Here is a 24,101-nt window from a genome sequence, read left to right as displayed (position 1 = left end):
GATGAGTTCAGTATCTAAACCTGCTCCCTCAAAAATAGTTCTTGGTAGCTTTCCTTTCTCATTTTCTGCAATAAATAGCCGTTTAAACTCCTCTGTATACGTGATAGCTTTGTTACTAACAGCTTGAACATGAGGATTACATTTCAGTTGTTCTTGTTCTTTTTTAGTAAATAATCGCTTTGTCATATTAGTTCGCTCCGACCTGTTTTTTCTTATTATAAACAAAAGTACCCTACAGGGTAGACTTTTTTCAAAGTGTCTACTCTATAGGGTACAGTTTATTACTTCGGAGTGGCTTTGTGGTTATATACAGATGTAAACGTTATGGTCAAATCGTACTTTGTGCTTAGATACTATACGGAGAACCGTAAGATTAGTAAGAGCGATATTTTTTTTGATTTCAAAAGATACAGCTTGGGCATATCATTTGGGTTGTATCAGGTGCTTAAATGTCCATTGAGCATGGGTACATAACAAATATAAAAGTGACAATTATTATATTTGAAACAATTTTATAAACAAATAACTAATCATTGGATACAAAAAGGATAAATTCCCCCACAACATCTCAAAAGTACAGCGACCAACATACAACACATGTGGAGTGTATAGTGTCAATATATCGTGTTGACAAATAACAGGGAATACCTAAACTAAATGAAAGATAATGATATTAAAAGGCAGTATTCTTGAAACAGGCAGAATACTGCCTTTTAGTTATTAATGAGGGTGAACCGAATCATAAATGCGGCATATTTTTTGGTGAATACGTAATCTTCAGCTATTCAGGATAAACATCACAACTTAGATCATAAATCAGTTCTTGCTATTCAGTATGATGGATATGAGGGAGGTGAACAGATTGTATGAATGGAACGAAGCGATTCAAAGGATGATTGACTGGATTGAGGAACATGTCACAGAAAACCCATCGCTTTTAGATATGTCAAAGCAATAGGGTATTCCCCTTATTATTGCTCAACGCAGTTTCACAGGATTGTCGGCATGACATTAAAAAGCTATATGGCAGGGCGACGGCTCTGCCTCGCAACCATGGACATACGAGACACCAACGAACATATAATCGATATCGCAATCCGATATGGATTTTCTTCGCAAGAGGCGTTTGCCCGGGCTTTTGTTGCTGCATATGGATGTACACCGTATGTATTCCGCAAAAATCCGAGGCCATTACCTCTGTCCATCAAACGAACTGTACTCCTCCCCGAACATTATAAAAGTAGGGGGGAAACGACAATGAACCGAACGGTATTATCAGACGTAAGTATCCGTACAGAGTATATTCCTGCACACAAATACATCGGAGTATACAACAACTCCTCAACCGATTACGGTGAATTATGGGCAGGCCATGGTGCTGAACCGTATCTCAATACTAATGTCAATAGAGCGCATTAACAAGTTAAGTTATATTGCTCAAAGTGGATAACAATAAACATTCAAATTAAATCTTTAATTATGTAAATTACACGAGTTAAGTAATTGAAATTGAACTCTCTCTAAATAAATGTCTTTCAGTAATGTCACATAAACTATACTTTACTCGACATGTCCTTCTAAACCATTAGGAGGATTTTTTATGCACAAAAACAAAGTAAAAGTATTAGATTCATTAATGGGGACAGGGAAAACGTCCTACGTCATTCAACTTATGAAGGAAGCTCCATTAAAAAAGAAATTCATTTATGTAACGCCATTTCTTAATGAAGTTCAACGTATTAGAGAAGAAGTAACAAGCCGTGATTTTAGAGAGTCTACAACACGCCATGGACATGGCACTAAGTTAGCATCCTTAAGAAGCTAATTGCTTCAGGCGAAGATATAGCTACAACACATAGGTTATTCGCATTCGCAGATGATGAGTTAGACGAATTACTTAGCTGGCAATCTTATACGTTAATCGCGGATGAAGTAATGGACGTTATAGAACTGGTTGATTTGAAGAAGGATGATATACGATTACTGGTAGAATCAAAATGTGTTGAGATCAACGAATCTACACAAGAGGTAGTATGGAAGGGGGGTGCCCGATATGAATACCCGCTTCAATGATGTTAAGGGGTATGCTATGTCAGGAAACTTATTTTCGGTTAATAATACTGCTTTCGTTTGGAACTTCCCAGCAAAGATATTTGAACACTTTGAAGATGTATACATTTTAACGTATCTATTCAAAGGGCAGATTCAACGCTACTACTATGATTACCACGGTACTAGCTGAACTTATTGAGATTTACGAAGGGGAATTAAACGATATTGGAGAGCGTGACACAACGTTATCTAAGAGATGGTTTGAGAAACCAAGTAATTCTCCTAATGTAAAACGCTTAAAGAATAACTTATATAACTACTTCCGTCATAAAACTGATTCAAAAGCGGATAACTTCCTTTGGACGACATTTAAGGATAGTAAGAGACGTATTCATGGAAGTGGGTTTACGAGAGAAGAGCCGAAGCTTATAACGGAGACATCTAGCGATAGAGGGATAGCTTGTTATACTGCGATTAATCTAAGAGCAACAAATAAATATCGTCATAAAACAACACTAGCCTTTGCGTTAAATCGTTATATGAATCCGATAGAGAAGCATTTCTTTTTTCAACGTAATATAACAGTCAACGAAGCTATACTGGCTTTATCCGACCTACTACAATGGTTATTTCGTTCAGCAATACGTGAAGGTAAACCGATTAAAATATACGTCCCTAGTCGAAGAATGAGAACATTATTACAGCGTTGGTTAAGTAACGAAATATAGTTCGCTTTATTAAGCAAGGCAAAACGTCGAATAAACCCTTTAATGACGCGGGTTCTCGACGTTTTCTCTTAAAGGAAAGATATAACGTATACTAAGGTCACTTCGTTTCCCTTACCACACGTACTACGGCTTCGCCTATGTAATCGTAATTTCAATTAATATTAACGTCTATATACAAGATAATAATACCTGAGAACGTATGTGAGCAGATTACATAACGAAGTGGAGTAATACTTGTTCCTTCATTAAATACATTCGCAAGTTATAGCATTAATTAATCCTATAGCGTATATGAAGCGATATATGACTAGTGTTATTAATGTAACTAAAACGTTACTTTTGCGTTCAATTACTTCGTACTTACTGTAGCATATGAGTTACATTACTTAACTAACGTAATCTATACGATACCTTAATACGAATTGATCGAACTCAATGTGCCTTTAACGCTACATTATGCTTAGACTGTATACACCGTAATATATGTCCTATATCAAAAATACGTATATCTATTGAATAATGCACAAAATTAAGGGTGAAACCTTTGCTATCACTGGCTTTAACGTTATGTCTTAAATACACAAAATGTATCGATTATTTACTTTAATCAGATATTGAACTGTATCGTTGCTTTGTTCGGAATAACGTAGATTTACTTATACCTGTCATTGATTCTACTTGTGTATATGAATGATTTTCTTATAGCCCTATAGCGTGAATCGTTGATAGTGCATCTATAGCGGAGCGGGGCAAAGGCTTCGCCTATCCATCGTATAATCTTATAACATATTTAGAACGTTAAATATCTAACGATATGAAGGATTGTATAGGGACGTTTATGTATACGAATTGTTAAGAACGTAATTATAGCGGTTATCGTGTCACATTGGATGTATACATTCCCGCTTCGTATGGATACGCTGAAACCCGCTATAAGAAAATCTTATTATATGTTTAATTACACCTGAAAATGACTTGTTTACAGCCTTAATTATATGTCCATGATTTTTTCGAAACCAATGGAAAGTTAGCTTTACATTAAAGTTAATTGATTGTATAATTAAGGAAAGTAAGCTTTCCTTTCCTGAGGAGTGACTGTGTGAAGAACCGACTAGAAGAAATAAGAAAGAAGCGTGGAATAAAACAAGAAGAACTAGCGGATAAGTTGGAAGTATCCAGGCAAACGATTGGTTCACTTGAAAATGGTAGGTATAACCCATCCATCATTCTAGCATTTAAGATTGCGCGTTTTTTTGAAATGAACATTGAAGATATTTTCATTTACGAGGAGGAGAGGGAAAATGAAAACGATAGGTAAATGGGTTCTATTAACAATTGTAGGTGCTAGTGCAGTTTATTTGGGTGAATTTATCTTAATCGACGAGAAGCTAAAAGGAATTTCCGGCTTGCTCCTTGGTGTTGGTTCAGTTCTTGTGGTGCTTGGATTAGGAAATATGGTGCATTTGTTATTGCTGAATAAGCCTAAGAACAAAGTGAAGCATGATGAAAAAATTAGAACGAGTAAAATTGAGGCTAAAGACGAACGGAAGATAAGAATAAGAGAAAAAGCAGGCTGGAAAACAAATATTATTATTTTTTACATCCTAATGGCATTGACTGTTGTGTTTAGTTTAATGGGAATAGATCAAATTGTAGTTACTGTGCTAAGCGGCGTTTTTGTCTTTCAAATTGCATTAGGAATCTTCATGTTTAATTATTATGCTAAGAAAATGTAAATGGAATAACGCCGAACTGTAAGCAACCATAATTGGAATAACGAAGGAATGTAAGGGCATAGGTCTGTAGATTTATGTGGGAAACGATGGTTCAGAATTGACCGCCTTAATTTGTAGGGCGGTTTTCTTTTGGTCAGATATAAAGCATTATCGTGATACATACGCTAAACACGGCAAATATGTCTTATTTTGATAATATCATTTTTCGCAAATATCAATACAAACCCGCTCCGTTATTAGGTTTTCGGCATGTCTATTCAATACGAATGTATGCACAAACGGACATTAGTACATTATTGCGATATAGTAATATCCGAAAGAAAAAGTAGCCGAACCGTTAGGCTTGACGACTTTCTTCCCGACTTATTCCCAATTCAGCAATACGACGATATAGCGACGAACGACCAATTTTTAATATAATACGTTCCATAAAATTACAAAAAAAGGTTATACTTAACCTAGCAAAAGTTTGAACTCGAAATTATATAAGATTTTGATAGTTTCTCTTAATCTACTTAGACTCATCAAAGTAAATGTATCATTCAAATATATTGAAAGGGATTGAGTTCAAGATGTCCAAAATCAAACGTATAGGAATTATTATATGTGCCGTTAGTATCATTATTGCTGGTGGTGTAACAACAAAAATCCTTGTGATTGCAAAAAATCCTAATGTTTCTATCGTTAAAAGTCAGGTATCTGATGGAACAACTTCTATTGTTGCTCTAAATATCCCCCCTTTGACGAAAGGGAGTTATGTTGCTGTAGATGAAGATTTAACAGCGGAAAATGGTTCCCAAGGTAGGAGATTTGAAGTTAATAATACTCATGGTTGGTATAATATTTATATTGAAAATACCAGTAAGGTGAAGTATCAAATAAATATTATGGATAGTGAAAGGGGGATTCAGGGTGAGTTTGAAGTAGATGGAGGTTCAAATATTACTATTCATAATACCAATGCTGTCAGTGGTGGAAGAACTGTTAGCGTAACATCAAGTGATGGATCAAAGTTAAAAGGTAATTTGAATGTAATAATCACACAGACGAAACCTGAACAAAGCAAATAGAATAGCCTAACCTTCCCCTAAGACTCGTCGGGAATATGTTCGTCGCATAAAAATAAAGACGCCGTATAAGGACGCCTGTAAAGTCGTGGGTAAATGCCATTCCAATAGTATTAAAAGCCTGTACTCCCTGTCTACTCGTCACATGTTGAAGTGGTTACGTGGTTGGAGAGAATATAGAGTAAGACTGGGAACCCTTGCGTAGCAAGGGTTTTTTGTTGTCAGGATATTTGGTCAGGTAACTTATATGAAGGAAAGTGGATGTCGGTGTGAAAGAGGTGCGAATTTTTATTTGGGTGAAGATTAATTGGGGTGAACCGTACCATAAATAGGGCGAAATTTTATTAATTATTGTAAGGTAGAGGATATTCTGATAGCATGAATCAATTAGTATTACCTCTAGATTTAGAAGTTAAATTACAGCCTAAAGACATTGCTTTCACCATTCATTATTTAGTAAAAAGCATTCCTAACTGAGCATTTTCTTCTTTTCTTCGTCACACAGGCTGTCCCTCTTATCATCCTAAAATGATGCTAAAGCTCATTTTGTGTGGTTACACCCAATCTGCCTTTTCCGGTCCTAAAATTGAAGCTTTGACACAAAATGGCATTCGTATGATGTGGCTTGCTCAAGGTTATGAACCTAGCTACCGTACCATCAATCGTTTTCGTATCCATCATGACATGAAGGAGCTTATTCGCCAATGCTTTGTGCAATTTCGTTGTCAGCTTGTTGAAGAAAAGCTCATTAAACAAGAAGTGGTCTTTGTCGATGGCACTAAGATTGAAGCCAATGCGAATAAGTTTACGTTTGTGTGGAAGAAGGCAGTGGAAAAGTACCATGCTCGGTTAATCGAACAGTCCAATCAATTGTACACGGAACTATTTGAAGCACATATTCTGCCTGAAACAGAGCGAGAACGTGACGATGAAGTTTCTGTTAAAGAACTTGGACAAGTCGTGGAGCAACTTGAAAAGGTCGTTGAAGGTTGCACTGAAAACATAAATAAATCCACGACTCCGGTTGAGCGAAAACAACATCGTCGTGAGCGTAAAGTACCAAAAGAACACCTTAAGAAAGTGCGTGAATGGCTTGAACGTAAGCAAAACTATGAGAATCATCGTAAGATATTAGGACCAAGCAATAATTATTCCAAAACGGATTGTGATGCCACCTTTATGCGTGTGAAAGACGATTATATGAAGAATGGTTAGCTTAAACCAGGCTACAACATCCAAATTGCGACAGAAGGTCAATTCACGTTAGCCTACGGTGTATTTGCTAATCCGACAGATAACAAGATGCTAATCCCTTTTCTTGATGAAATCGAGCAGCATTACTTTCCATTACCTCAGCATATTGTCGCTGATGCTGGTTGTGGCAGTGAACCAAATTATGAGGACATCCTGACGCACCGACAACGTGTTCCACTCATTACACATGCTCAATCCCGTCAGGAGCAAAAGAAGAAAACCAAAGGGGATGCGTTTAAACCGAGTAACTGGGCGTATGATACGAAAGAGGACGGTTATACTTGTCCGAATGAGAAGCAGGTCAAGTTCGTTAGGCATACCTATCGCAAGGATAAACCAGGCTTTCAGCGAAACCGAAACTTTAAGGTATATGAATGTGAGGATTGTACAGGCTGTCCCTTTCGATCAGACTGTACCACAGCAGAGACGAGAGGCAACCGTACGCTCAATCACAAGGGGAATGGCAGTAAATCTAAGACAATATGTAAGGAGGTCGTAGATTTTCACTCCCAATGGTATCCCAAAAAACAATGACGGTGAAATCTTGGCGATTTCACCGTCATTGCTTACTTTAGAGACTGGTTATGTCCCAACCTCTTTGTATTGATTTTAGTTATTTTTTTAATCAAGAAAAGTAAGAATTTTATGCACGTAACCTTCTTTTAATGTTATCTTTGCCTTAAGAAATGCCACTGGGAATTTTTCTTCATCATACAGAACGAAATAAATATCATTTACTCGATATCTAAAATACTCTAATCTAGGGTAGGCATTGCCATATATATAAAGTACATTATTGATAGGGAATTTTTCATAGTGTCTAAGATAATCATTATAAGATGGTTGTCTGCCACTAGATCTAACAAAATCATCTGTCATGATAGCGTATTTAGCCTTAGGTATTGCTGAAAGGTCAGCTATACCCGCATATAAAGCGGCAAATCCACCCTCAAATCTATTTTTAACTAACCATTCTTGATCATACTGATTAAAAGTTATTTTATATTTTGAACCATCAATAACAGGAAGCAGATGTGTGTCATATTTGTAGATAGTATCATACAAATATCGATCTCCACGTTTTATTCTTATTTTAATGTTGCTCGTTTGATTAGGTGTATCAAGTATCACTTTTGCATTAGTATAATTTTTAAATTCGTAAAATGCTTTGGGGTTAGTTCCGTATTTAAAATTAATGTATATAGGCTTTTTATTCGATGTAAGTGAAGCAGGAATTGTAATAGAGACTATATCATTTGGCAGTAAAGGTTCAATGAGTCTAAAAGAATTTTCAGTTAAGTAAAATAAATCTGAAGTAAAATGATTTTTATCGATAATAAACTGATATTTATTGGTTATATAGGTTTCAGGATTATACATTTCAACATTAATTTCCATACGTGTAGCTGTAAAAGGATCAAAATTTAGTTTATACTCTTTACCCATTATTGCTTTTTCGTCAAAATATATAGATTCTGTTTTGGTATAATTTTCATAAGATATAAAACGATAATCAGGAGAAGTTATCGTAACAGAAAAATTCACTTCTATTCCCTCTAAAAAATCAAATTTAATTGTTTGTTTATTGAGTTTATCCCAATCTTCCCTTGATATCGTAGTAATATAATGATTGTTATCGCTATTAAAAGTGCCACTAGTATAATTGTTTGTTAAAGTTACATTGTTCCGGTAAGTTATATATTTAGGAAAATAGTCATTAGAAACATAATCCCATTTAAGGTTTGGTAAAGATGAAATCGAAAATTTATCTAACACCGTAGGTGCAGTTTCCAATGGTGAATTTGAATTATAGTCAGGATTACTGAACGTAAAGCCTGTTTGTAGTTTTTCTTTTGGTACCTTAATTGGGATTAGAACTAGATCAATGAATTTGTAATTACTATCGTAGAATGCGATGTAATGGTCTATATGTTGATCAGTTGTTTTGGTATTCCCAATACTTTCATCTGCTGAATCCCAAATATAATATCTTTCGATCGGATCCCAATCCTTTGTGAAATCTAAAATTTCACTCCTTTCATATAAGCTAGAATAATATTTATCTATATATATATCATCCATATTAATTCCATTCTCTCGCCCAATTCCTTTTAATTTAAACCCTTTATAGTAAACTGCATTTGGATATTTTGTTTTGTAGTAATCCTCATATATGATAAGTCCATAATAATAGCCCAAGCTATTTAATTCTTCCTTGTAAAAATCATCGTCATAATATTTGATTTCGTAATCTGGAGACGTCAACATTAGAGGCTTTATCTTAGAGATATTATTTACAACTACTGCTTCACCTATATATCGGTTATAAGTTACCTTATATTCAAATGCATCGGTGAGAAATGTAAGAGGCATGTAGGTGACACTATCTACGATCGTAGGAGCTAAAGGTAGAGTTACATTTTTTTTATTTACCTTTGCTATTTTACTGCCAATTGTAAATTCAATGCTAGTATCATGTTTTATTGCAGCAAACGTATTAGTAGAAGTCTTTTTTAATGTCACTTCTATATATGAAGTGAATTCTCGTAATGGTACCATCAACGTTCCATTAACGTCATGAAGATTTCCATTATCGAAATTGAAGGACTTGTTCTCGAAAACTAAATCTATCTCTTTACCAAATTCATTTTTACTCGTATTCGCTGAAGCGATTTGAGCAAAAGAGATCACAAAAAATACTAGAACAAAAATAAACGCAACTTTTTTCATTATAAATAATCTCCTTATTTAGATTTTGAAAGCTTTAATGAGAAATAAATGTACTTAGTGTAAATGAAATATCCATGTATTAACAACTACAACAAAATAAAGAGTTTGTAAAGAGCAAATATACAGATTATATTTTCAATAATGATTGAAGAAGCTATCATCAAAGAAAATGTAGGTATTGCAGCGAAAACTATCAGATGAGAATTTATAACGTATTATGGCTATGGAGCGTAAAAACGTTGCAGTTATGATAATGAAAAAGCTACTGGACGAAGAGTTAAAATAGTTTGGACAAACGAATCTTGTTCGCTCTGAATATTTCTCACATAAGCTAAAGTTTATTGCAGATTGCTACAATCAGCCTGAGGATATTAATAATTGGATTGGTTAAATGATCGACTTAGCAAAAAAAATGAAATAGCGATGAATCAAGGTATTGATTTGCATCTATCTCCGGATGAACAAGCGTTTTATGATGCGCTTGCTAAGCCTGAATTGATTAAGATACACTATGAGTCACAAGTGTTGCGAGATGGCTAAGAAGCTTATCGAGCTGATTAATGAGACTAAACGCCTGATTGGTCCAAGCGTACGGATGCTAAAGCTAATATGCGCTCTTTAATCAAACGATTTCTTAAGAAATACAAGATCCACCAGATGAGATTGCTGATGAGACTGAGGTTAGTGATTTAGCAAGCTGAGTTTCAAATAAACAATACGGCATAGGGCGGAAAATATTATACACTTTGAACATGCTAAAGCTCTTGAGCATGAATAGTTGAGAAGAATGTTAATAGAGTTGGATTTAAGGAAATTATATTTTAGATTTTTGAGAAAACGATATAATGAGTTGGTGCGAAATTGGTGTTAAACTTTAACACCAACCACCCTATTACAGCATACTGTAGCCTACAATGAACCCGAATAAGCCCGATATATCAGGCTTTTTCCTATTAAACCTTACTTAACCCAATTGGTCTGCTCACCCGCATACGGGGCATGTGGAAGTGGTTACTTGGTTGGAGAGAGTGTAGTAACCAACAAATAAACCTTGATATTCCTAATAAACTCATGCTAAAAATCGAATAAAGTCGTGATAATATCGAATATTGATGTAAATGCCACATCAATTTATATCTACAAACATCATTCAAATGTACGAACCAGCCGGACGATCTTCAGGTATCCACTCCTGATTTTCGCTCGGCATTTCTTCTGGCTTTATCTACAGCTCGCATATCAAATATATTTCTACTTTTAGTAGGTTTTCTACGTCAAATCCTGCGTTTTTAAAGATTACTCGTGGCATCTTTCCCTCTTCATTTTCACTAATTTACACTCCATTGATCTTGTGTCTTCTTCATAATAAATAGAAATACACTATAGAGTAGTTTTTCGAGAATAACGTAAAATCACCCTTACATTGTAAATTATCTTTACAGGAAGATTTATGTCTGATAAAATAATCAACTCCATTGTTAACCAATGTAAATAATAATTGGTTAACAATGGAGTGGAGAATGTAACATCATAGAAGGATTACGATTAAAGGCATCAACACGAGAACATATTCATTAGGGAACAATCGTGGGAGCACTAACTATACAAACAAATTGAGGAATGAGCGAAATGACAACAAAAAAATCGGAAATTGAGTGGTCGTTACTTGCTGAGAAAGCGCTAATGGGTGAATGTTTGACGATTGAAGAAGGGCTGGCTGTTCTTGAATCAGATAACGATAACACCTTGTCCTTGATGCACGCTGCTTTTCAGGTCAGACAACACTTTTACGGAAAAAAAGTGAAACTGAACATGATCATCAACGCAAAAAGTGGACATTGTCCGAAGATTGCGGTTACTGTTCACAGTCCATCATATCGACGGCACCCGTTCAAAAATACACCCTGCTCGACAAAGAAACACTTCTTGCAGGAGCACGTGAGGCTATGGCACGAAAAACAGGAACCTACTGCATTGTAGCATCTGGGAAAGTTCCAACGGAGAAGGAGCTTGACCAAGTCGTAAATGCGGTTAAAGAAATACGTGCAACGATGCCGCTGAAAATATGCGCATGTCTCGGAATTTTAAAGGACGGTCAAGCCGAACGATTAGCAAAAGCGGGTGTACACCGTTACAACCACAACTTGAACACAAGTAAAAATAATTACTCGTCTATTACGACTACGCATACCTATGAACAGCGTGTTGAAACCGTGGAAAAGGTAAAAGCATTTGGCATGTCCCCCTGCTCAGGTGTAATTATCGGTATGGGTGAAAGTAATCAGGAAATAGTTGAGTTGGCTTATGCGCTCCGTGAGCTCGATGCGGATTCAATTCCGATTAATTTTTTGAATGCTATTCCTGGAACTCCTTTGGAGGAAGCAGGACGCACCCCGGCTATGAAAGGGCTTAAGGTACTGGCATTATTTCGGTTAATCTGCCCGTCAAAAGAGATTCGTGTTGCAGGAGGTCGCGAAGTTAGTCTTCGTACATTACAGCCATTGTCTCTATATGCTGCCAACTCACTCTTTGTAGGAGATTATTTAACGACTACAGGTCAAGATATATCAGCTGACCATCAAATTATTGAAGATTTAGGTTTTGAGATTGAGTTACTTGTTCTCTAAAATTTATGGTACTGAACCGGATCTTCGATAATGTGAAAGTAGATGGAAAACAGCTTCCTAATCCATGGGGTGTTTACGAGATGATCGGTAATGATTGGGAGTGGTGCTGGGATCTGTATGATGCCGAACGATATGGGAACTATCGAGTCTTCCGAGTAAAATGGACCCAAAAAGATAGACACTTGAAAAGGTCATCTTATTGGGTCTTTGTTTGATTTCTCCCTATTTTGAACAGCTTATTTCATATAAATTAAGATTGTATTAACTGCTCAATGTGTTGTTCGATATCGAGAAGGGAATCCCAAGGCTCATAGCGATGAAGGGCTTTTCCTTCTTGATTAACAAGAAATTTAGAAAAATTCCAACGAATTGAATTTCCGATTAAGTATTCAGGATGCATTTGTTTTATTCTCTCAACGACGATTGATTCTTGAATATTGTTAGAATCTCATTTATGTACTGCTCCTTATAGTGAAGAAAGGTATGTAGAATTCTATAACCGTTACCAAAGATTGACAGACACACTCATTTGAAAATACAATAAAAGCTCAGGGTAATTTAAAGCGCCTTCATAACAATACTTATAAACCGAAGACTTCAATCTAGCATCTAGATAAACTATCGATGAAAACACAATAAATGCCTGAAAATAATATGGATATTTTTAGAAAGGAGAGGGTTCCTATCTATACCGTTCTGCTTGTAGACGATGAACCGCTTGTACTGGAAGGCTTGATGTTCATGATCGATTGGGAAGGCCACGGCTTCCATGTCTGTGGCGAAGCAAGAGATGGCGAAGAAGCACTGGACCGAATTAAGGAACTTAATCCAGATTTAGTCGTGACGGATATTAGTATGCCGGTTATGGATGGGCTGCAGTTAATCGAGTACTGCACGAAGGAGTTGAACGCGTCGTGTCGTTTCGTCATTCTAAGCGGGCATGATGATTTTACTTCAGCCCGGAAAGCACTGACGTGCGGAGTGCTCAATTACTGGTTGAAGCCGATCGATGTTGAGGAAATTCATGCTTCACTCGTTAAATTTCACAGTGAATGGTCGTATCGGGACGATCGCGATACTTTGGGCTTGCAGTCTACGACATCACCATTGGAAGCTACTTGGAACATTCCGGAGGTCGGTGATCCACTATTCGATGCGGAGGATCATCTGTTGCTGGCGATTGTAACTAGAGACGGTGAGGCGATCAATGAAGCGGTTCAAAGGCTCTGCCGCCAACTAGAGCTTTCGTTCGGAGGTAATGCGGAAGCGGGTAAGGTTTTTTTGTCAAACGTTTTATTGGAAATTTTATGGAAAGTGATGGAGGGAGAGACAGCAAACTCGGCTCTAGAAGGCGAACGAAACCTCCTACTTCCGATCCTGCCAAACAGGGTAGACCGTTGGCCAGACATATTGGTATCGTTCGCACACAAAGTGGCAGAGCAGTTGGCACGGCAGCGGTCCGTGAACGGTATCGCGTGGGAAGCTGCTCAGTTAATTAGAGAGCGCTACGATGAGCCTCTTCAACTGCAGACCATCGCGGGATTACTCCATTTTCAGCCTGCTTATTTAGGACAATTGTTCAAAAAACAAATAGGTATTTCTTTCCTTGACTACGTTCACCGCACGCGGGTTGAGGCAGGCCGCAAGCTTCTGCGGCGAACCGATCTGAAAATCGCCGACGTGGCTCGGACGGTCGGATACGCCGATCCCGAGCATTTCGCCGCCAAATTCAAGCAATGGATGGACATGACCCCCTCTCAATACAAAAACGGTTAATCCAAGGAGGTATCTGCATGCGTAAGCAGTTCGGCTGGTTCAGCTTCGTCAACAACATCCCACTCAAATGGAAGTTCACGCTCATCTACTTGCTGTGCGTTCTTTTACCGATCCTGACAATCAATTTTCTCTTTTTCCATAAAATGTCGGAGAACATTCAAACCCGGGAGCAGACTAACCTTCAATGGGCGATTGAGCGGGCGGCCAAGAAAGTGACTGACATGATCGAAGGTGGCGTTACTCTAAGTTATTCCGTCGCGACAGATCGTATCCTATACGAGGAGCTGGACAAGGAATACGCCGATGTGGTCGAATTCTATGAAAGCTTCAATGAGGTACTAAGCGGCAAAATGAGACCGTTTATATCTGCCTACACCTACGTCGAGAATATTTCAGTATTCACGGAAAATCCGACGGTCGTGAGCGGCAGCAATTACTTTATATTGGACGAAGCGGCAAAGCGAAGTCCCTGGTACGAGGCAGCTGCTAAGTCTTCGTCAGACGTCAACGTCTTGATGTATACCGATGTCGATCTTATGAACTTGAATGCGAAAAAAGAATATTTCAGTATCGTACGTAAACTGAACGAGTATCCGATGCACGGACAATATGCAAAATATTTGCGTATCGATCTTAAGCTTAGCAAATTCAATGAAATTCTGGAGCTGGAGCAGCCGTACATGATGCTTAAGATGCTGGATCCGCAAGGCCAGGTGCTTTTCCCATCTTCCCAGTTCATGGCGCAGATTGAACCAACTGACAGCGGAGAGGACGACCGACTGATGTTCCAGAGTCCTTTAGGCAGCCTTTCTTATATTAGTGAATGGAAGCTTGCTGGTCTTGCGGAAGAAGATCGCTTTCAGACGGCTATCCTGAGCTCCAAGCGCTTCATCTGGATGCTGATCGCCATCAGTACGTTGCTGCCAACGACGCTCATTTTCGTCATGCTACGTTCGTACAATTACCGGATTCGCCGGCTGTCCCGCCATTTGGACAAAGCGACAAATGAGAAATTTCATTTGATTGAGTTGAGTGAAGGTCAGGACGAGATCGGCGGTCTAATACGCAGCTACAATCGGATGGCCGCCCAGATCGAGTCACTCATCAACGATGTTTACAAGCTTGAAATAAAGCAAAAGGATATGCAACTGGAGCAGATTCGCGCCGAAATGAAGCTGCTACAAAGCCAGGTAAACCCACATTTTCTTTTCAATACGTTAAACGCCCTGCTCGTTGTTAGTGCGAAGAACGGCTATACGGAAGTATCCGTCATTATCCGCAACTTGTCCCAATTGCTTCGCCGGCTTCTCAGTTGGTCTGATGCCGCCGTAACCTTGCAGGACGAGCTTCATTTTACGGAAATGTATTTGAAAATTGAAAAGTTCCGGTTTGCGGACCGGTTTGATTACGTATTCAACATCGAGGAGGAAGCTGCAAGCTGCATGGTGCCGAAAATGTGTATTCAACCGCTTGTCGAGAATGCGTGCAAGCACGGATTGCAGACGGTCAAAGGGCAGCGTATTATTCGCATTGAAGCCCGGCGCACAGATACTTATTTGTATTTGCAAGTTATAGATAATGGCAAAGGCATGGATGAGGAACGATTAAACGAAATCCGTAGCATGATGGACGACAGTCTCGTTTCGGACGAGAACGTGGGAATACGCAACGTCTATAAGAGGCTCCGGCTTCATTATGGGGAACGTGTCGATTTTTACATTGACAGCCGTCCCAACGAAGGCACGCGAGTTAGCTTTCGGATTCCTGCCTTTCCAGAAGATGAAGGGAGCAGCAAAAATGTACTCGGTGCTACTGGTGGATGATGAACCTTGGGCGATTGAAGGCTTGCTAATGTTTGTAGATTGGGAAGGGCATGGATTCCGCGTCTGCGGTGTGTGTGAGAACGGCGCCGAGGCGCAGTCTGCTGCACACGAGCTTAAGCCGGACGTTATCGTGACGGATATCAGAATGCCAGAGATGGACGGATTGGAGCTAATCGAACAGTTGCAAGGGGAAAATGGAGCCCCGATCGAATTCGTTGTGCTTAGCGCCTACAGCGAGTTTACATTTGCTAAACGTGCTATGCAGCTTGGCGTTAAATACTATTTACTTAAGCCGATTATCGAAGAAGAGACGGCTGAGGTTTTGTTGCAGATCCGCAAGAGGCTCGACACAAAGAGGGCACTCCGGCGGCAAATAGAAGACAGTGAAGAGACTTCGCTGTCGCCGCTGGCGGTGCAACGGATGAAGGACGTGCTACAAGCAATCGAAGATGTGAACGGAGAACGTGCGGCGGAAGAGATCAATAGCTTGTTCCTAGAGCTGTGGAGCCAGTCTTTCGAATGGGCCAAGTTGTTTGTGTGTTCATTGACCGTTCAGTGTAGCAAGCTGATACGTGAATCAGGTGGAGATCCGGCGTTGTTGCTGCGGCCCCACCCGGATCTATCTTGCGAGAACGCCGAGCTGGAATCCGTGCGGCTGGGGATTCTCTCTTATGCCGAGCAGGTAATCATAGCACTACAATCGCTTCGCAAACACAGACCTGGTAGTACGTTGACCGAGATTGACAGGTACGTCTCAGAGAAATATCGCAGCCCACTATCGATTAGGGACGTGGCGGCGCGGTTTTATTTGAATCCCGTTTATTTAGGTAAAGCTTACAAGGACAAATTCGGCTGTAGCTTGCTGGATCGGATGCACGATTTGCGGATCTCCGAGGCATGCGAGAAGCTTCGCGATACCAACGAGCCGATCGGTGCTATTGCTGAGCAGGTCGGGTATGCGCAATACCATTATTTTTTGCGGCATTTTGAACAGCGCACAGGGAGGAAACCGGTGGAATACCGAACCTCCAAATAGTGAAGCCTCGAGAAAGCACGATCGTCAAAACAGATTTTTGAGGGGGATACGCATTTAATATGTGAATTGTAAGCGCAATATAGAAAGCGCTATCATAAGAGGAGTAAGACGGTTTCACGCCGTTTTGCATTATATTTGATAAGGAGGATTTAACATGGGGGTTCGAACTAAAAAAACGGTCAACTGGGTATTCATGTTGATTCTGACGTTTAGCATTGTAGCGTCAGGCTGTTCTAGTAATGGAAATGGAAACAAAGATACGTCAGCTAACACAAAGAAAACAAACGATTCCACTAATGAATCCAACTCATCTGAAACAAAAGTGGAGCCGTTCACGATTTCATTATTTACGGCTGCTACGGGACCGATCCCGACAGAAGATAACAAGATCTATCAGGAAATTAAAGAAAAGCTAGGCGTAACTCTGAAGGAAGAATATCTTGTTGGTGATATTGAACAGAAGCTTGGCGTTATGATTGCCGGCGGAGATTATCCTGACATGATTACGGCAAATACAAAGTTGACGGCGGCTAATGCAGTTATTCCGCTAGAAGACCTAATTGAGAAACACGCACCGAACTTGAAGAAACATTTCGGAAAAGTGTGGGAGCAATTGAAAGATCCTGCGGACGGTCACATCTACTGGCTGCCCAACTATGGAGTATATCAAGGCGACTTTAAGCCAACTGACTACATGGGACCAGCTTTCTATATCCAAAAGGCTATTCTGAAAGAATATGACTATCCTCAAATCAAAACATTGGATGATTATTTTAAGCTGATAGAAGATTATGCAACTAAATACCCTGAGATTGACGGACAACCGACAATTGGGTATACATCACTTGCTTTTGACTGGCGTGACTGGGGTCTACGTAACGCGCCACAGCATTTAGCAGGTCATCCGAATGATGGAGGCGTTCTAGTAGATCCAGATACGAACGTTGCCACTCCATATTCTGCAACAGATACAGCAAAACCTTACTATAGTAAGCTGAATGAATTTAATGCCAAAGGCTTGATGGATAAAGAATCTTTTGCACAAAACTATGATCAGTTTTTGGCGAAAGTTTCAAGCGGCCGCGTACTTGGTATGTTTGAGCAACGTTGGAACTTCGGGCAAGCTCATGATTCATTGGTATCTCAAGGGAAAACTGACCGCACTTATGTAGGTTTCCCACTTGTCTACGATGCGAGCACTACAGATTACTATCTTGACCGTCCGGTGATTAACTTAGGTAATGGTTTTGGTATTACAGTAAATGCTAAAGATCCAGAAAAAATTATTAAATTTATCGATGCAATGCTGTCAGAAGAATGGCAAAAACGTCTTGCCTGGGGAGAAGAAGGAGCCGACTATCTTGTAGGTGACAATGGCCTATACTATAGAACTCCGGAAATGCGTACGCAACAAGAAGATGTTACTTGGAAACAACAAAACAAAGCTGACTCATTATGGGGATATCTTCCTAAGTTAGAAGGTAACTACGCAGATGGCAATGCTGATGGTGCTGGTAATCAGCCAGACGAATTCTTCGCTAACTTGAAGGATATCGACAAAGAACTTTTATCTGCATACGGTTATAAAACATGGACAGACTTCTTCTCGAATCCACCAGAGAATCGAGTTTCTTACCCAGCATGGAACATTGACCTTATCGAAGGATCTCCTGCAAAAGTAGCCAATCAGAAAATGAAAGATTTGGATTTTAAATTCTTGCCGAAAGCGATTTTGAGCAAACCAGATCAATTTGATGGAGTATGGGCTGAGTATGTAGAAGCGATGGATAAAGTGGATACGGATGCTTACTTGAATCGAGTGAATGAACAACTTGAATGGCGTAAAAATGCTTGGTCGAGTAAATAAGCTGATGACAGAGGGCGGAAGGTTGGAGCAATAGTTCCAGTCTTCCGCTCGTTTAAGACAGGAGGCGGAGATGATGCCGCAAAATACAGTCCAAAAGGTTGAAAGTACACCTAAGTCCGCTTCGCGGACTATCGATTTTGGAAATAAGATAATCCGACAGCGACAATTGATCATCATGTCTCTTCCGATGGTGATTTACGTTATAATTTTTGCTTATCTTCCACTTTGGGGCTGGCTAATGGCCTTTCAAGAATTTAAACCGATGACAGGAGTCTCGATCTTGGAACAAACCTGGGTCGGGTTTGATCAATTTAAGTTTCTGTTTATGGATGAAGGCTTCTTCCGGGTACTTCGCAATACGATTGCAATGAGCTTAATCTCACTTATCCTCGGATTCGTGACAGCGATTGGTTTAGCGCTACTACTTAACGAAATCAAGAATACAGGCTTCAAACGATTAATTCAAACGATCTCGTATCTTCCGCACTTTTTATCTTGGGTTATAGTGACTGGACTAGTCTCAATGTCATTGTCCACCGAAGATGGCATTATTAACATCTTACTTGTGAATCTTCACATTATCGATGAACCGATTCTTTGGCTTGGTGAAGGTAAATACTTTTGGGGAATTGTTGGATTGACCAATGTCTGGAAGGAAGTTGGCTGGAATACAATTATTTACTTAGCAGCTATTGCATCCGTCGACCCATCCTTGTATGAAGCAGCAGAAATAGACGGCGCAGGACGCTATCGCAAAATATGGAACGTCACGTTACCCGGCATCAGGTCAATTATCGTCATTCTCCTGATCATGAACGTCGGCTGGATGCTGAATGGCGGGGGCTTCGACATACAATACTTCTTAGGCAACGGACAAGTGATCGACTGGTCAGAGACGATCGACATATTCGTCCTCAAGTACGGGCTCAAAATCGGGAACTACTCTCTCGGTGTAGCAGCTGGTATATTCAAAACGGTCGTCAGTATTATATTACTTTACTGCGCAAATTTAATCGCCACGCGTCTCGGCGAAGAGCGAATTATATAAGGGGGGCTCCGCATGCAAACAACTATCAAAAAATTTAAAACGGAGCCATTTCTGTTTCATACGTTTAATGTAATATTTATGTTGTTCGTCGCTGTTGTCACGTTATATCCGTTCCTTAACACGTTGGCAGTCTCGTTTAATGCAGGTCTGGACACGACGCGCGGCGGCATTTACGTTTGGCCACGGGAATGGACATTTAAGAACTATCAAGCGGTATTCGCATCTGGAAAAGTGTATGATGCTTTCTGGGTGTCCGTCGCCCGGACCGTGATTGGTACGGTGGTTAGCGTCTTTTTGACCGCTATGCTGGCGTATACGATTAGCCGCAAGGAGTATATGTTCCGTAAATCTATTACATTAATTTTTATACTTACAATGTATTTCAGTGCCGGACTCATTCCTTCGTACTTTTTGATCAAGGATCTCAATTTATTAAATTCGTTTTGGGTTTATATTTTGTTCCCTGGAGCTGGTGCAGGGATGATTAGTGCATTTAACATGCTTGTCGTCCGTACCTATATTTACACGTTACCGGAAAGCTTGATTGAATCAGCGAAGATAGATGGATCGAGCGATTTTCGCGTATTTTTCAGCGTCATTTTGCCACTTTGTACGCCAGTGCTTGCGACGATCGCGCTGTTTACAGCGGTTGGTCAATGGAATACATGGTTTGATACGTTTATCTTTGCATCGTCTAGACAGGAATTAAGTACCCTTCAATTCGAGCTAATGAGATTAATGTCATCAACGGTGAATTCTAATGCCAATCCTAACATATCGTCCACAGCTGCGAGGGATACGGCAACGATGATTACACCACTATCAATCCGAGCCGCGATTACGATTGTAGCATCTGTGCCGATTCTTATCGTATATCCATTTTTACAACGGCACTTTGTTGCAGGTATGAAGCTTGGTAGTGTAAAAGAGTGATGTCGTTGCCCGGTTGATGGCTGGAATATTTCCAGTTACCTAGGAACGTGAACTATCGTCGATTCCCGATTTGCGAAGTATCCTTTCGCCGGTAACATTATCCCGATTTGGGATCTACGACTTGTTCTTTGACAGCTGGGTGTATACTACCTTATAGAACAGCCTCCTTTTTCATTAAAAGGGGGCTGTTTTATACTTTAACAGTAACAAGAGCCGCTTCGATTTCAAGCTCGCCTCCTGTTAATAATAATGATAATCCAACGACTCCAGTAAAGAGATCTCGACAAATGTTCAAATAACGTTGCCAATTAATATCGAAGGAGAGGTTAGTTTAGAAAACGAGGTTTTTGTCTCTATCCTGGAAACTGCATCACTGCATGAACTTAAATTAACGATAGCAAAAGTAACGAATACCGAAGGCATGCTTACAAATGAACAGATTTTATCCTCAGTAATTCAATAATATGAGTCTTCCACAAACGGGCCAGATTGTGGAAGATTGAACTAAATTTATGGGTGATATTTAACAAAAAAAGGTGTTTGAAAATGTAGTAAATTATGGTATATTTATAATAATGAATTTTGAAAGGGTGAATATAAGCCAATGATAAACTAACTCTAATTGAAGTGAATGATCGTTTTCTACGATATTCTCTCGTGATAGGGTTAGTGTGGGCTTTTTTCCATTGGCAAGTTGAGCATTGCTATTATTTTACATAGATATGTGCCTCTTTGTTCGCAACACACATGCCTCCTATCCGAGATGTCGGAAGGTGGCTTTTTGTGTTTAAGACACAATAGGTCAACGCTATGACACAATAATTTGTTTATCAATTATTTTCTATCAAAAAAGGAGCATACTTATGACAGAATACAAAATAGAACTGGCCGAAAAAGACTTATTTGCAGTATATCAAGTTTTATATTCAGATGTTGATATTGAAACGTGGTACGACTGGAATTCCCGGCTTAATGACACTAAATTTACTGATCAATGTTTTTGGATTATGTACGATGATAACAGGATTGGTGGAGCAATTATCAACAACGGAACGGTTATGTATCCATTTTTGATATCACCATTTGTAGACAGAACTGTTTTTTGGAAGGCACTGTTTATTTGTTGTAATGATATCGTAAACATTAGAGGCGTTCTGCCAGAAGATGTGAGTATTTTACTTTCTTTCAGGTATCGATTGGATGTTACCCGTCAGGTCATGTGCTGTCCGACTGATCCCGGCATAACTGCGGCGCTTCCGAATGGTTACTCTCTGCATAATTTAAATGATTCGGTTGATCGTAAATCCCTTGCCAACATTATTATGGATGGGTATATCGGAGGAATTGACAATGAAATTTATGGTGCTCCGGATGAAATGGATGCTATAAAAGATGCTGAACGTCTGATGCAGATTTATTCCCCCAATAATCTGTCTATTTATGTATTTGATGAAAATGAGCAGAAGATTGCAGGGATTTGTATTGCTGGTATTAGTGAAAACATACCTTTGGGATTTGCTGAGATAGGTGAAATATGTGTTTTACCTAATTACAGGAATAAACGACTTGGCGAATTTATGTTGAAGCATGTAAGATCAAATGCTCATAAATATACACCAGTTGTTAAACTTTGCGTTACAGTTGGCAATTACGCAGAGAAACTCTATAGGAATGTAGGTTTTCACCCAGGACCAAGATTTGCGAATATGAGTAAAAGATGAAAGAGCTTCCACTACTATCACAACAACAGAGCGCAGTTTCAATTCTGTGGAACTAACAAGGTACGTTAGTTGAACAAGCACATTGCAGTTATCTAAACTGATCATCCACAATCGTAAGCTATTGTAGAAGATTACAAGCCAAATTCCTAACTGGAAATAAGGCGGAATTCGGCTTGTTATCATTCGAAATCCTAAACATTTTAGAAGAAAATGACCGATATACCGTAATAGATTGGACGAACGGATAATTAGGGGATTCTAGATATGATTTTGCATGGTTTCTTACGCTACAAAAGATATACATTTCGTATGGGCATGCACAGGTGGATATTGCTAAATAGAAACAGTGGCGTACCCATACGACCTAATACAATAGAGAGGGTACAAGGTTTAATAACAAATAATCCATTCTTAAAAGAGTTGGAATTTTGGGATATTCCGATAAAAAAGAAAATATGGAGCGGTGACGGAATGAATATTGAAGCTGTCGACTTTAATCAAAAGGTTAACACTGTGACGATTGGCTACTATTTGTCGGAATCACATTGGGGAAAAGGGATTGCTACCGAAGCTGTAAAAATATTACTCGAATACTTGTTTACGGATGTCAACGTCAACAGAATTCAGGCTGAAGTGATGCCTCTAAATGAAACTTCAAAAAAGGTATTGTTGAAGAATGGCTTCATCAAAGAAGGAACATTGAGACAAGCAACACTATGGGCAGGTAAAGGAATTGTCGATTTAGAAATATACAGTATTTTAAAAGAAGACTATGTAAAATGATAAAAAAAGCGATTAAGTTGATACGTAGCTGAACAGCCACACCTTATTGTATTCTACCGTCAGCATTCATCCTATGTGGAGTGCTGACGGTAGTTGTGAAATGGTATTCGAAGCTACATTTACCTGTAAAATCAAATCCCAAGCGGTTATCGCTTGGGATTTGATTTTTTAGGAAGACTTTCCAGAAAGTGTGGAACTGCTGGCAGGCCAAGTGGAGAGCGCTTGCTCAACAATAGCCTCTAACATGTCACGACTGAAGCCGGCCTTGGCTTGAACAGCCATTCCGTGGAGTACCGTCAGCACGAATGCGGCTAACGCGGCACAGTTAGTAGTTTCCGGGAGATCTCCCTCTTGCTTTGCTCGTTCGAAGCGATTGCGCAGCGACGCTTCTCCGTCTGCACGCGCATCGATCAAGGCACGCCGAATAGGTTCGGTATTGTCCGTACCAGCCAAGGCGCCGTGGACACCTAGACACCCTTTGCGATCGGGATAACGAGTATTTAATTCTGCTGCTCCAAGGAGGATGTGTGCGGCCACCTCCCGTGAGGTCGGCAGCTCCAGCGCCACCGGGATGAAATCCAGATAGTCCTCATAATAGCGCGCTAGAACTAGGCGGAACAATGCTTCCTTGTTGCCAAATGCCGAATAAAGAGCGGGTCGTTCGACACCCGTGGCCTGCGTCAGGTCGGTGTACGACACGCCCTCGTAGCCTTTACGCCAAAACACGCAAAGCGCCGCGTCCAGTGCCTGATCCACATCGAATTCGCGGTTACGTCCCATCAGTCAGATCTCCTCTCTTTTATTATAACTGTCGGATTAAAAAGATTTGTGTCCAATTTCATACTTTATATTATCATAACATACGTTACAAATCGCTACCAATCGATCGTGCAATGACCTGCGTCAGTGCACGATCGGCA

The 24,101-nt window shown here is 39.6% G+C and carries 20 protein-coding genes and 4 pseudogenes; 21 read left to right on the top strand and 3 right to left on the bottom strand.

What is annotated here, in order from left to right:
• The coding region (locus AC1TPB_RS19020) for an HTH domain-containing protein (RefSeq protein ID WP_482077971.1) at window positions 1-186 on the bottom strand (186 nt) is incomplete at its 3' end.
• Between the two features lie 819 nt (window positions 187-1,005).
• On the opposite strand from AC1TPB_RS19020, the pseudogene AC1TPB_RS19015 reads away from it, so the two are divergent.
• The 9 genes and pseudogenes from AC1TPB_RS19015 to AC1TPB_RS18975 all read left to right on the top strand — a co-directional run.
• Window positions 1,006-1,119: pseudogene (locus AC1TPB_RS19015) on the top strand (helix-turn-helix transcriptional regulator); the annotation flags it as partial.
• Between the two features lie 138 nt (window positions 1,120-1,257).
• Window positions 1,258-1,419: a hypothetical protein gene (locus tag AC1TPB_RS19010; RefSeq protein WP_482077974.1), complete on the top strand. Its 162-nt coding sequence runs from the start codon at window positions 1,258-1,260 to the stop codon at window positions 1,417-1,419.
• A 181-nt stretch (window positions 1,420-1,600) separates the two neighbouring features.
• Window positions 1,601-1,825, top strand: coding sequence for a hypothetical protein (locus tag AC1TPB_RS19005; protein ID WP_482077970.1), 225 nt, complete (start codon window positions 1,601-1,603; stop codon window positions 1,823-1,825).
• Window positions 1,826-2,053: 228 nt separating this feature from the next.
• Window positions 2,054-2,242 (top strand): hypothetical protein, encoded by a 189-nt coding sequence (locus tag AC1TPB_RS19000; protein WP_482077969.1) that lies wholly within the window; start codon window positions 2,054-2,056, stop codon window positions 2,240-2,242.
• The gene (locus tag AC1TPB_RS18995) at window positions 2,220-2,780 is read left to right on the top strand and encodes a hypothetical protein (protein ID WP_482077968.1); all 561 of its coding nucleotides are present in this window, start codon (window positions 2,220-2,222) and stop codon (window positions 2,778-2,780) included. Before AC1TPB_RS19000 ends, AC1TPB_RS18995 begins: the two co-directional genes overlap by 23 nt.
• 1,099 nt (window positions 2,781-3,879) lie before the next feature.
• Complete coding sequence (locus tag AC1TPB_RS18990) at window positions 3,880-4,098, top strand: helix-turn-helix transcriptional regulator (RefSeq protein ID WP_482077967.1); 219 nt, start codon at window positions 3,880-3,882, stop codon at window positions 4,096-4,098.
• Entirely contained in the window at window positions 4,082-4,516 is a 435-nt protein-coding gene (locus AC1TPB_RS18985) for a hypothetical protein (RefSeq protein ID WP_482077966.1), read from the top strand. The genes AC1TPB_RS18990 and AC1TPB_RS18985 overlap by 17 nt, the downstream gene beginning before the upstream one ends.
• A gap of 572 nt (window positions 4,517-5,088) precedes the next feature.
• Complete coding sequence (locus tag AC1TPB_RS18980) at window positions 5,089-5,586, top strand: hypothetical protein (protein WP_482077965.1); 498 nt, start codon at window positions 5,089-5,091, stop codon at window positions 5,584-5,586.
• 375 nt (window positions 5,587-5,961) lie between these two features.
• Window positions 5,962-7,314 (top strand): annotated as a pseudogene (locus AC1TPB_RS18975) (IS1182 family transposase); the annotation flags it as partial.
• A gap of 144 nt (window positions 7,315-7,458) precedes the next feature.
• Here the strand turns inward: AC1TPB_RS18975 and AC1TPB_RS18970 are convergent.
• Window positions 7,459-9,567 (bottom strand): copper amine oxidase N-terminal domain-containing protein, encoded by a 2,109-nt coding sequence (locus AC1TPB_RS18970; RefSeq protein ID WP_482077964.1) that lies wholly within the window; start codon window positions 9,565-9,567, stop codon window positions 7,459-7,461.
• 378 nt (window positions 9,568-9,945) lie between these two features.
• Between AC1TPB_RS18970 and AC1TPB_RS18965 the strand changes: the two genes are divergently transcribed.
• The 12 genes and pseudogenes from AC1TPB_RS18965 (at window position 9,946) to AC1TPB_RS18910 (ending at window position 23,181) form a co-directional block, all read left to right on the top strand.
• Window positions 9,946-10,107 carry a hypothetical protein gene (locus tag AC1TPB_RS18965; protein WP_482077963.1) on the top strand — a complete coding sequence of 54 codons (162 nt, stop codon included), beginning with the start codon at window positions 9,946-9,948 and terminating at the stop codon, window positions 10,105-10,107.
• Window positions 10,108-10,155: 48 nt separating this feature from the next.
• Window positions 10,156-10,260 (top strand): annotated as a pseudogene (locus tag AC1TPB_RS18960) (hypothetical protein); the annotation flags it as partial.
• Between the two features lie 927 nt (window positions 10,261-11,187).
• Window positions 11,188-12,194, top strand: a pseudogene (gene bioB, locus AC1TPB_RS18955) (biotin synthase BioB).
• A gap of 5 nt (window positions 12,195-12,199) precedes the next feature.
• The gene (locus tag AC1TPB_RS18950; RefSeq protein ID WP_482077962.1) at window positions 12,200-12,409 is read left to right on the top strand and encodes an SUMF1/EgtB/PvdO family nonheme iron enzyme; all 210 of its coding nucleotides are present in this window, start codon (window positions 12,200-12,202) and stop codon (window positions 12,407-12,409) included.
• A 424-nt stretch (window positions 12,410-12,833) separates the two neighbouring features.
• The gene (locus AC1TPB_RS18945) at window positions 12,834-13,970 is read left to right on the top strand and encodes a response regulator transcription factor (protein WP_482077961.1); all 1,137 of its coding nucleotides are present in this window, start codon (window positions 12,834-12,836) and stop codon (window positions 13,968-13,970) included.
• Window positions 13,971-13,987: 17 nt separating this feature from the next.
• Window positions 13,988-15,793 carry a sensor histidine kinase gene (locus AC1TPB_RS18940; protein ID WP_482077960.1) on the top strand — a complete coding sequence of 602 codons (1,806 nt, stop codon included), beginning with the start codon at window positions 13,988-13,990 and terminating at the stop codon, window positions 15,791-15,793.
• Entirely contained in the window at window positions 15,750-16,829 is a 1,080-nt protein-coding gene (locus AC1TPB_RS18935) for a response regulator transcription factor (RefSeq protein ID WP_482077959.1), read from the top strand. Before AC1TPB_RS18940 ends, AC1TPB_RS18935 begins: the two co-directional genes overlap by 44 nt.
• Window positions 16,830-16,983: 154 nt before the next feature.
• On the top strand, window positions 16,984-18,696 hold the full coding sequence (locus AC1TPB_RS18930; protein WP_482077958.1) for an ABC transporter substrate-binding protein: 1,713 nt from the start codon (window positions 16,984-16,986) through the stop codon (window positions 18,694-18,696).
• Window positions 18,697-18,769: 73 nt separating this feature from the next.
• A complete protein-coding gene (locus AC1TPB_RS18925) occupies window positions 18,770-19,744 on the top strand; it encodes an ABC transporter permease (protein WP_482077973.1) in 975 nt (324 codons plus the stop codon).
• Window positions 19,745-19,756: 12 nt separating this feature from the next.
• The gene (locus tag AC1TPB_RS18920; RefSeq protein ID WP_482077957.1) at window positions 19,757-20,677 is read left to right on the top strand and encodes a carbohydrate ABC transporter permease; all 921 of its coding nucleotides are present in this window, start codon (window positions 19,757-19,759) and stop codon (window positions 20,675-20,677) included.
• 863 nt (window positions 20,678-21,540) lie between these two features.
• Window positions 21,541-22,398: a GNAT family N-acetyltransferase gene (locus AC1TPB_RS18915; protein ID WP_482077956.1), complete on the top strand. Its 858-nt coding sequence runs from the start codon at window positions 21,541-21,543 to the stop codon at window positions 22,396-22,398.
• 264 nt (window positions 22,399-22,662) lie between these two features.
• A complete protein-coding gene (locus AC1TPB_RS18910) occupies window positions 22,663-23,181 on the top strand; it encodes a GNAT family N-acetyltransferase (protein WP_482077955.1) in 519 nt (172 codons plus the stop codon).
• Between the two features lie 168 nt (window positions 23,182-23,349).
• On the opposite strand, the gene AC1TPB_RS18905 is transcribed toward AC1TPB_RS18910, so the two are convergent.
• Window positions 23,350-23,961 (bottom strand): TetR/AcrR family transcriptional regulator, encoded by a 612-nt coding sequence (locus AC1TPB_RS18905; RefSeq protein ID WP_482077954.1) that lies wholly within the window; start codon window positions 23,959-23,961, stop codon window positions 23,350-23,352.
• Window positions 23,962-24,101: the final 140 nt, after the last annotated feature.

The sequence above is a fragment of the Paenibacillus sp. Y951 genome, from assembly GCF_056786395.1.
This window is presented reverse-complemented; position numbering and strand designations above follow the sequence as displayed.

Coding starts and splice junctions, on each gene's coding strand:
- AC1TPB_RS18915 (WP_482077956.1), top strand. CDS start 21,541: ATGACAGAATACAAAATAGAACTGGCCGAAAAAGACTTATTTGCAGTA.
- AC1TPB_RS18950 (WP_482077962.1), top strand. CDS start 12,200: ATGGTACTGAACCGGATCTTCGATAATGTGAAAGTAGATGGAAAACAG.
- AC1TPB_RS18940 (WP_482077960.1), top strand. CDS start 13,988: ATGCGTAAGCAGTTCGGCTGGTTCAGCTTCGTCAACAACATCCCACTC.
- AC1TPB_RS18980 (WP_482077965.1), top strand. CDS start 5,089: ATGTCCAAAATCAAACGTATAGGAATTATTATATGTGCCGTTAGTATC.
- AC1TPB_RS18930 (WP_482077958.1), top strand. CDS start 16,984: ATGGGGGTTCGAACTAAAAAAACGGTCAACTGGGTATTCATGTTGATT.
- AC1TPB_RS18945 (WP_482077961.1), top strand. CDS start 12,834: ATGCCTGAAAATAATATGGATATTTTTAGAAAGGAGAGGGTTCCTATC.
- AC1TPB_RS18985 (WP_482077966.1), top strand. CDS start 4,082: ATGAAAACGATAGGTAAATGGGTTCTATTAACAATTGTAGGTGCTAGT.
- AC1TPB_RS18925 (WP_482077973.1), top strand. CDS start 18,770: ATGCCGCAAAATACAGTCCAAAAGGTTGAAAGTACACCTAAGTCCGCT.
- AC1TPB_RS19010 (WP_482077974.1), top strand. CDS start 1,258: ATGAACCGAACGGTATTATCAGACGTAAGTATCCGTACAGAGTATATT.
- AC1TPB_RS18970 (WP_482077964.1), bottom strand. CDS start 9,567: ATGAAAAAAGTTGCGTTTATTTTTGTTCTAGTATTTTTTGTGATCTCT.
- AC1TPB_RS18910 (WP_482077955.1), top strand. CDS start 22,663: ATGATTTTGCATGGTTTCTTACGCTACAAAAGATATACATTTCGTATG.
- AC1TPB_RS19000 (WP_482077969.1), top strand. CDS start 2,054: ATGAATACCCGCTTCAATGATGTTAAGGGGTATGCTATGTCAGGAAAC.
- AC1TPB_RS18905 (WP_482077954.1), bottom strand. CDS start 23,961: ATGGGACGTAACCGCGAATTCGATGTGGATCAGGCACTGGACGCGGCG.
- AC1TPB_RS18995 (WP_482077968.1), top strand. CDS start 2,220: ATGATTACCACGGTACTAGCTGAACTTATTGAGATTTACGAAGGGGAA.
- AC1TPB_RS19005 (WP_482077970.1), top strand. CDS start 1,601: ATGCACAAAAACAAAGTAAAAGTATTAGATTCATTAATGGGGACAGGG.
- AC1TPB_RS18920 (WP_482077957.1), top strand. CDS start 19,757: ATGCAAACAACTATCAAAAAATTTAAAACGGAGCCATTTCTGTTTCAT.
- AC1TPB_RS18935 (WP_482077959.1), top strand. CDS start 15,750: ATGAAGGGAGCAGCAAAAATGTACTCGGTGCTACTGGTGGATGATGAA.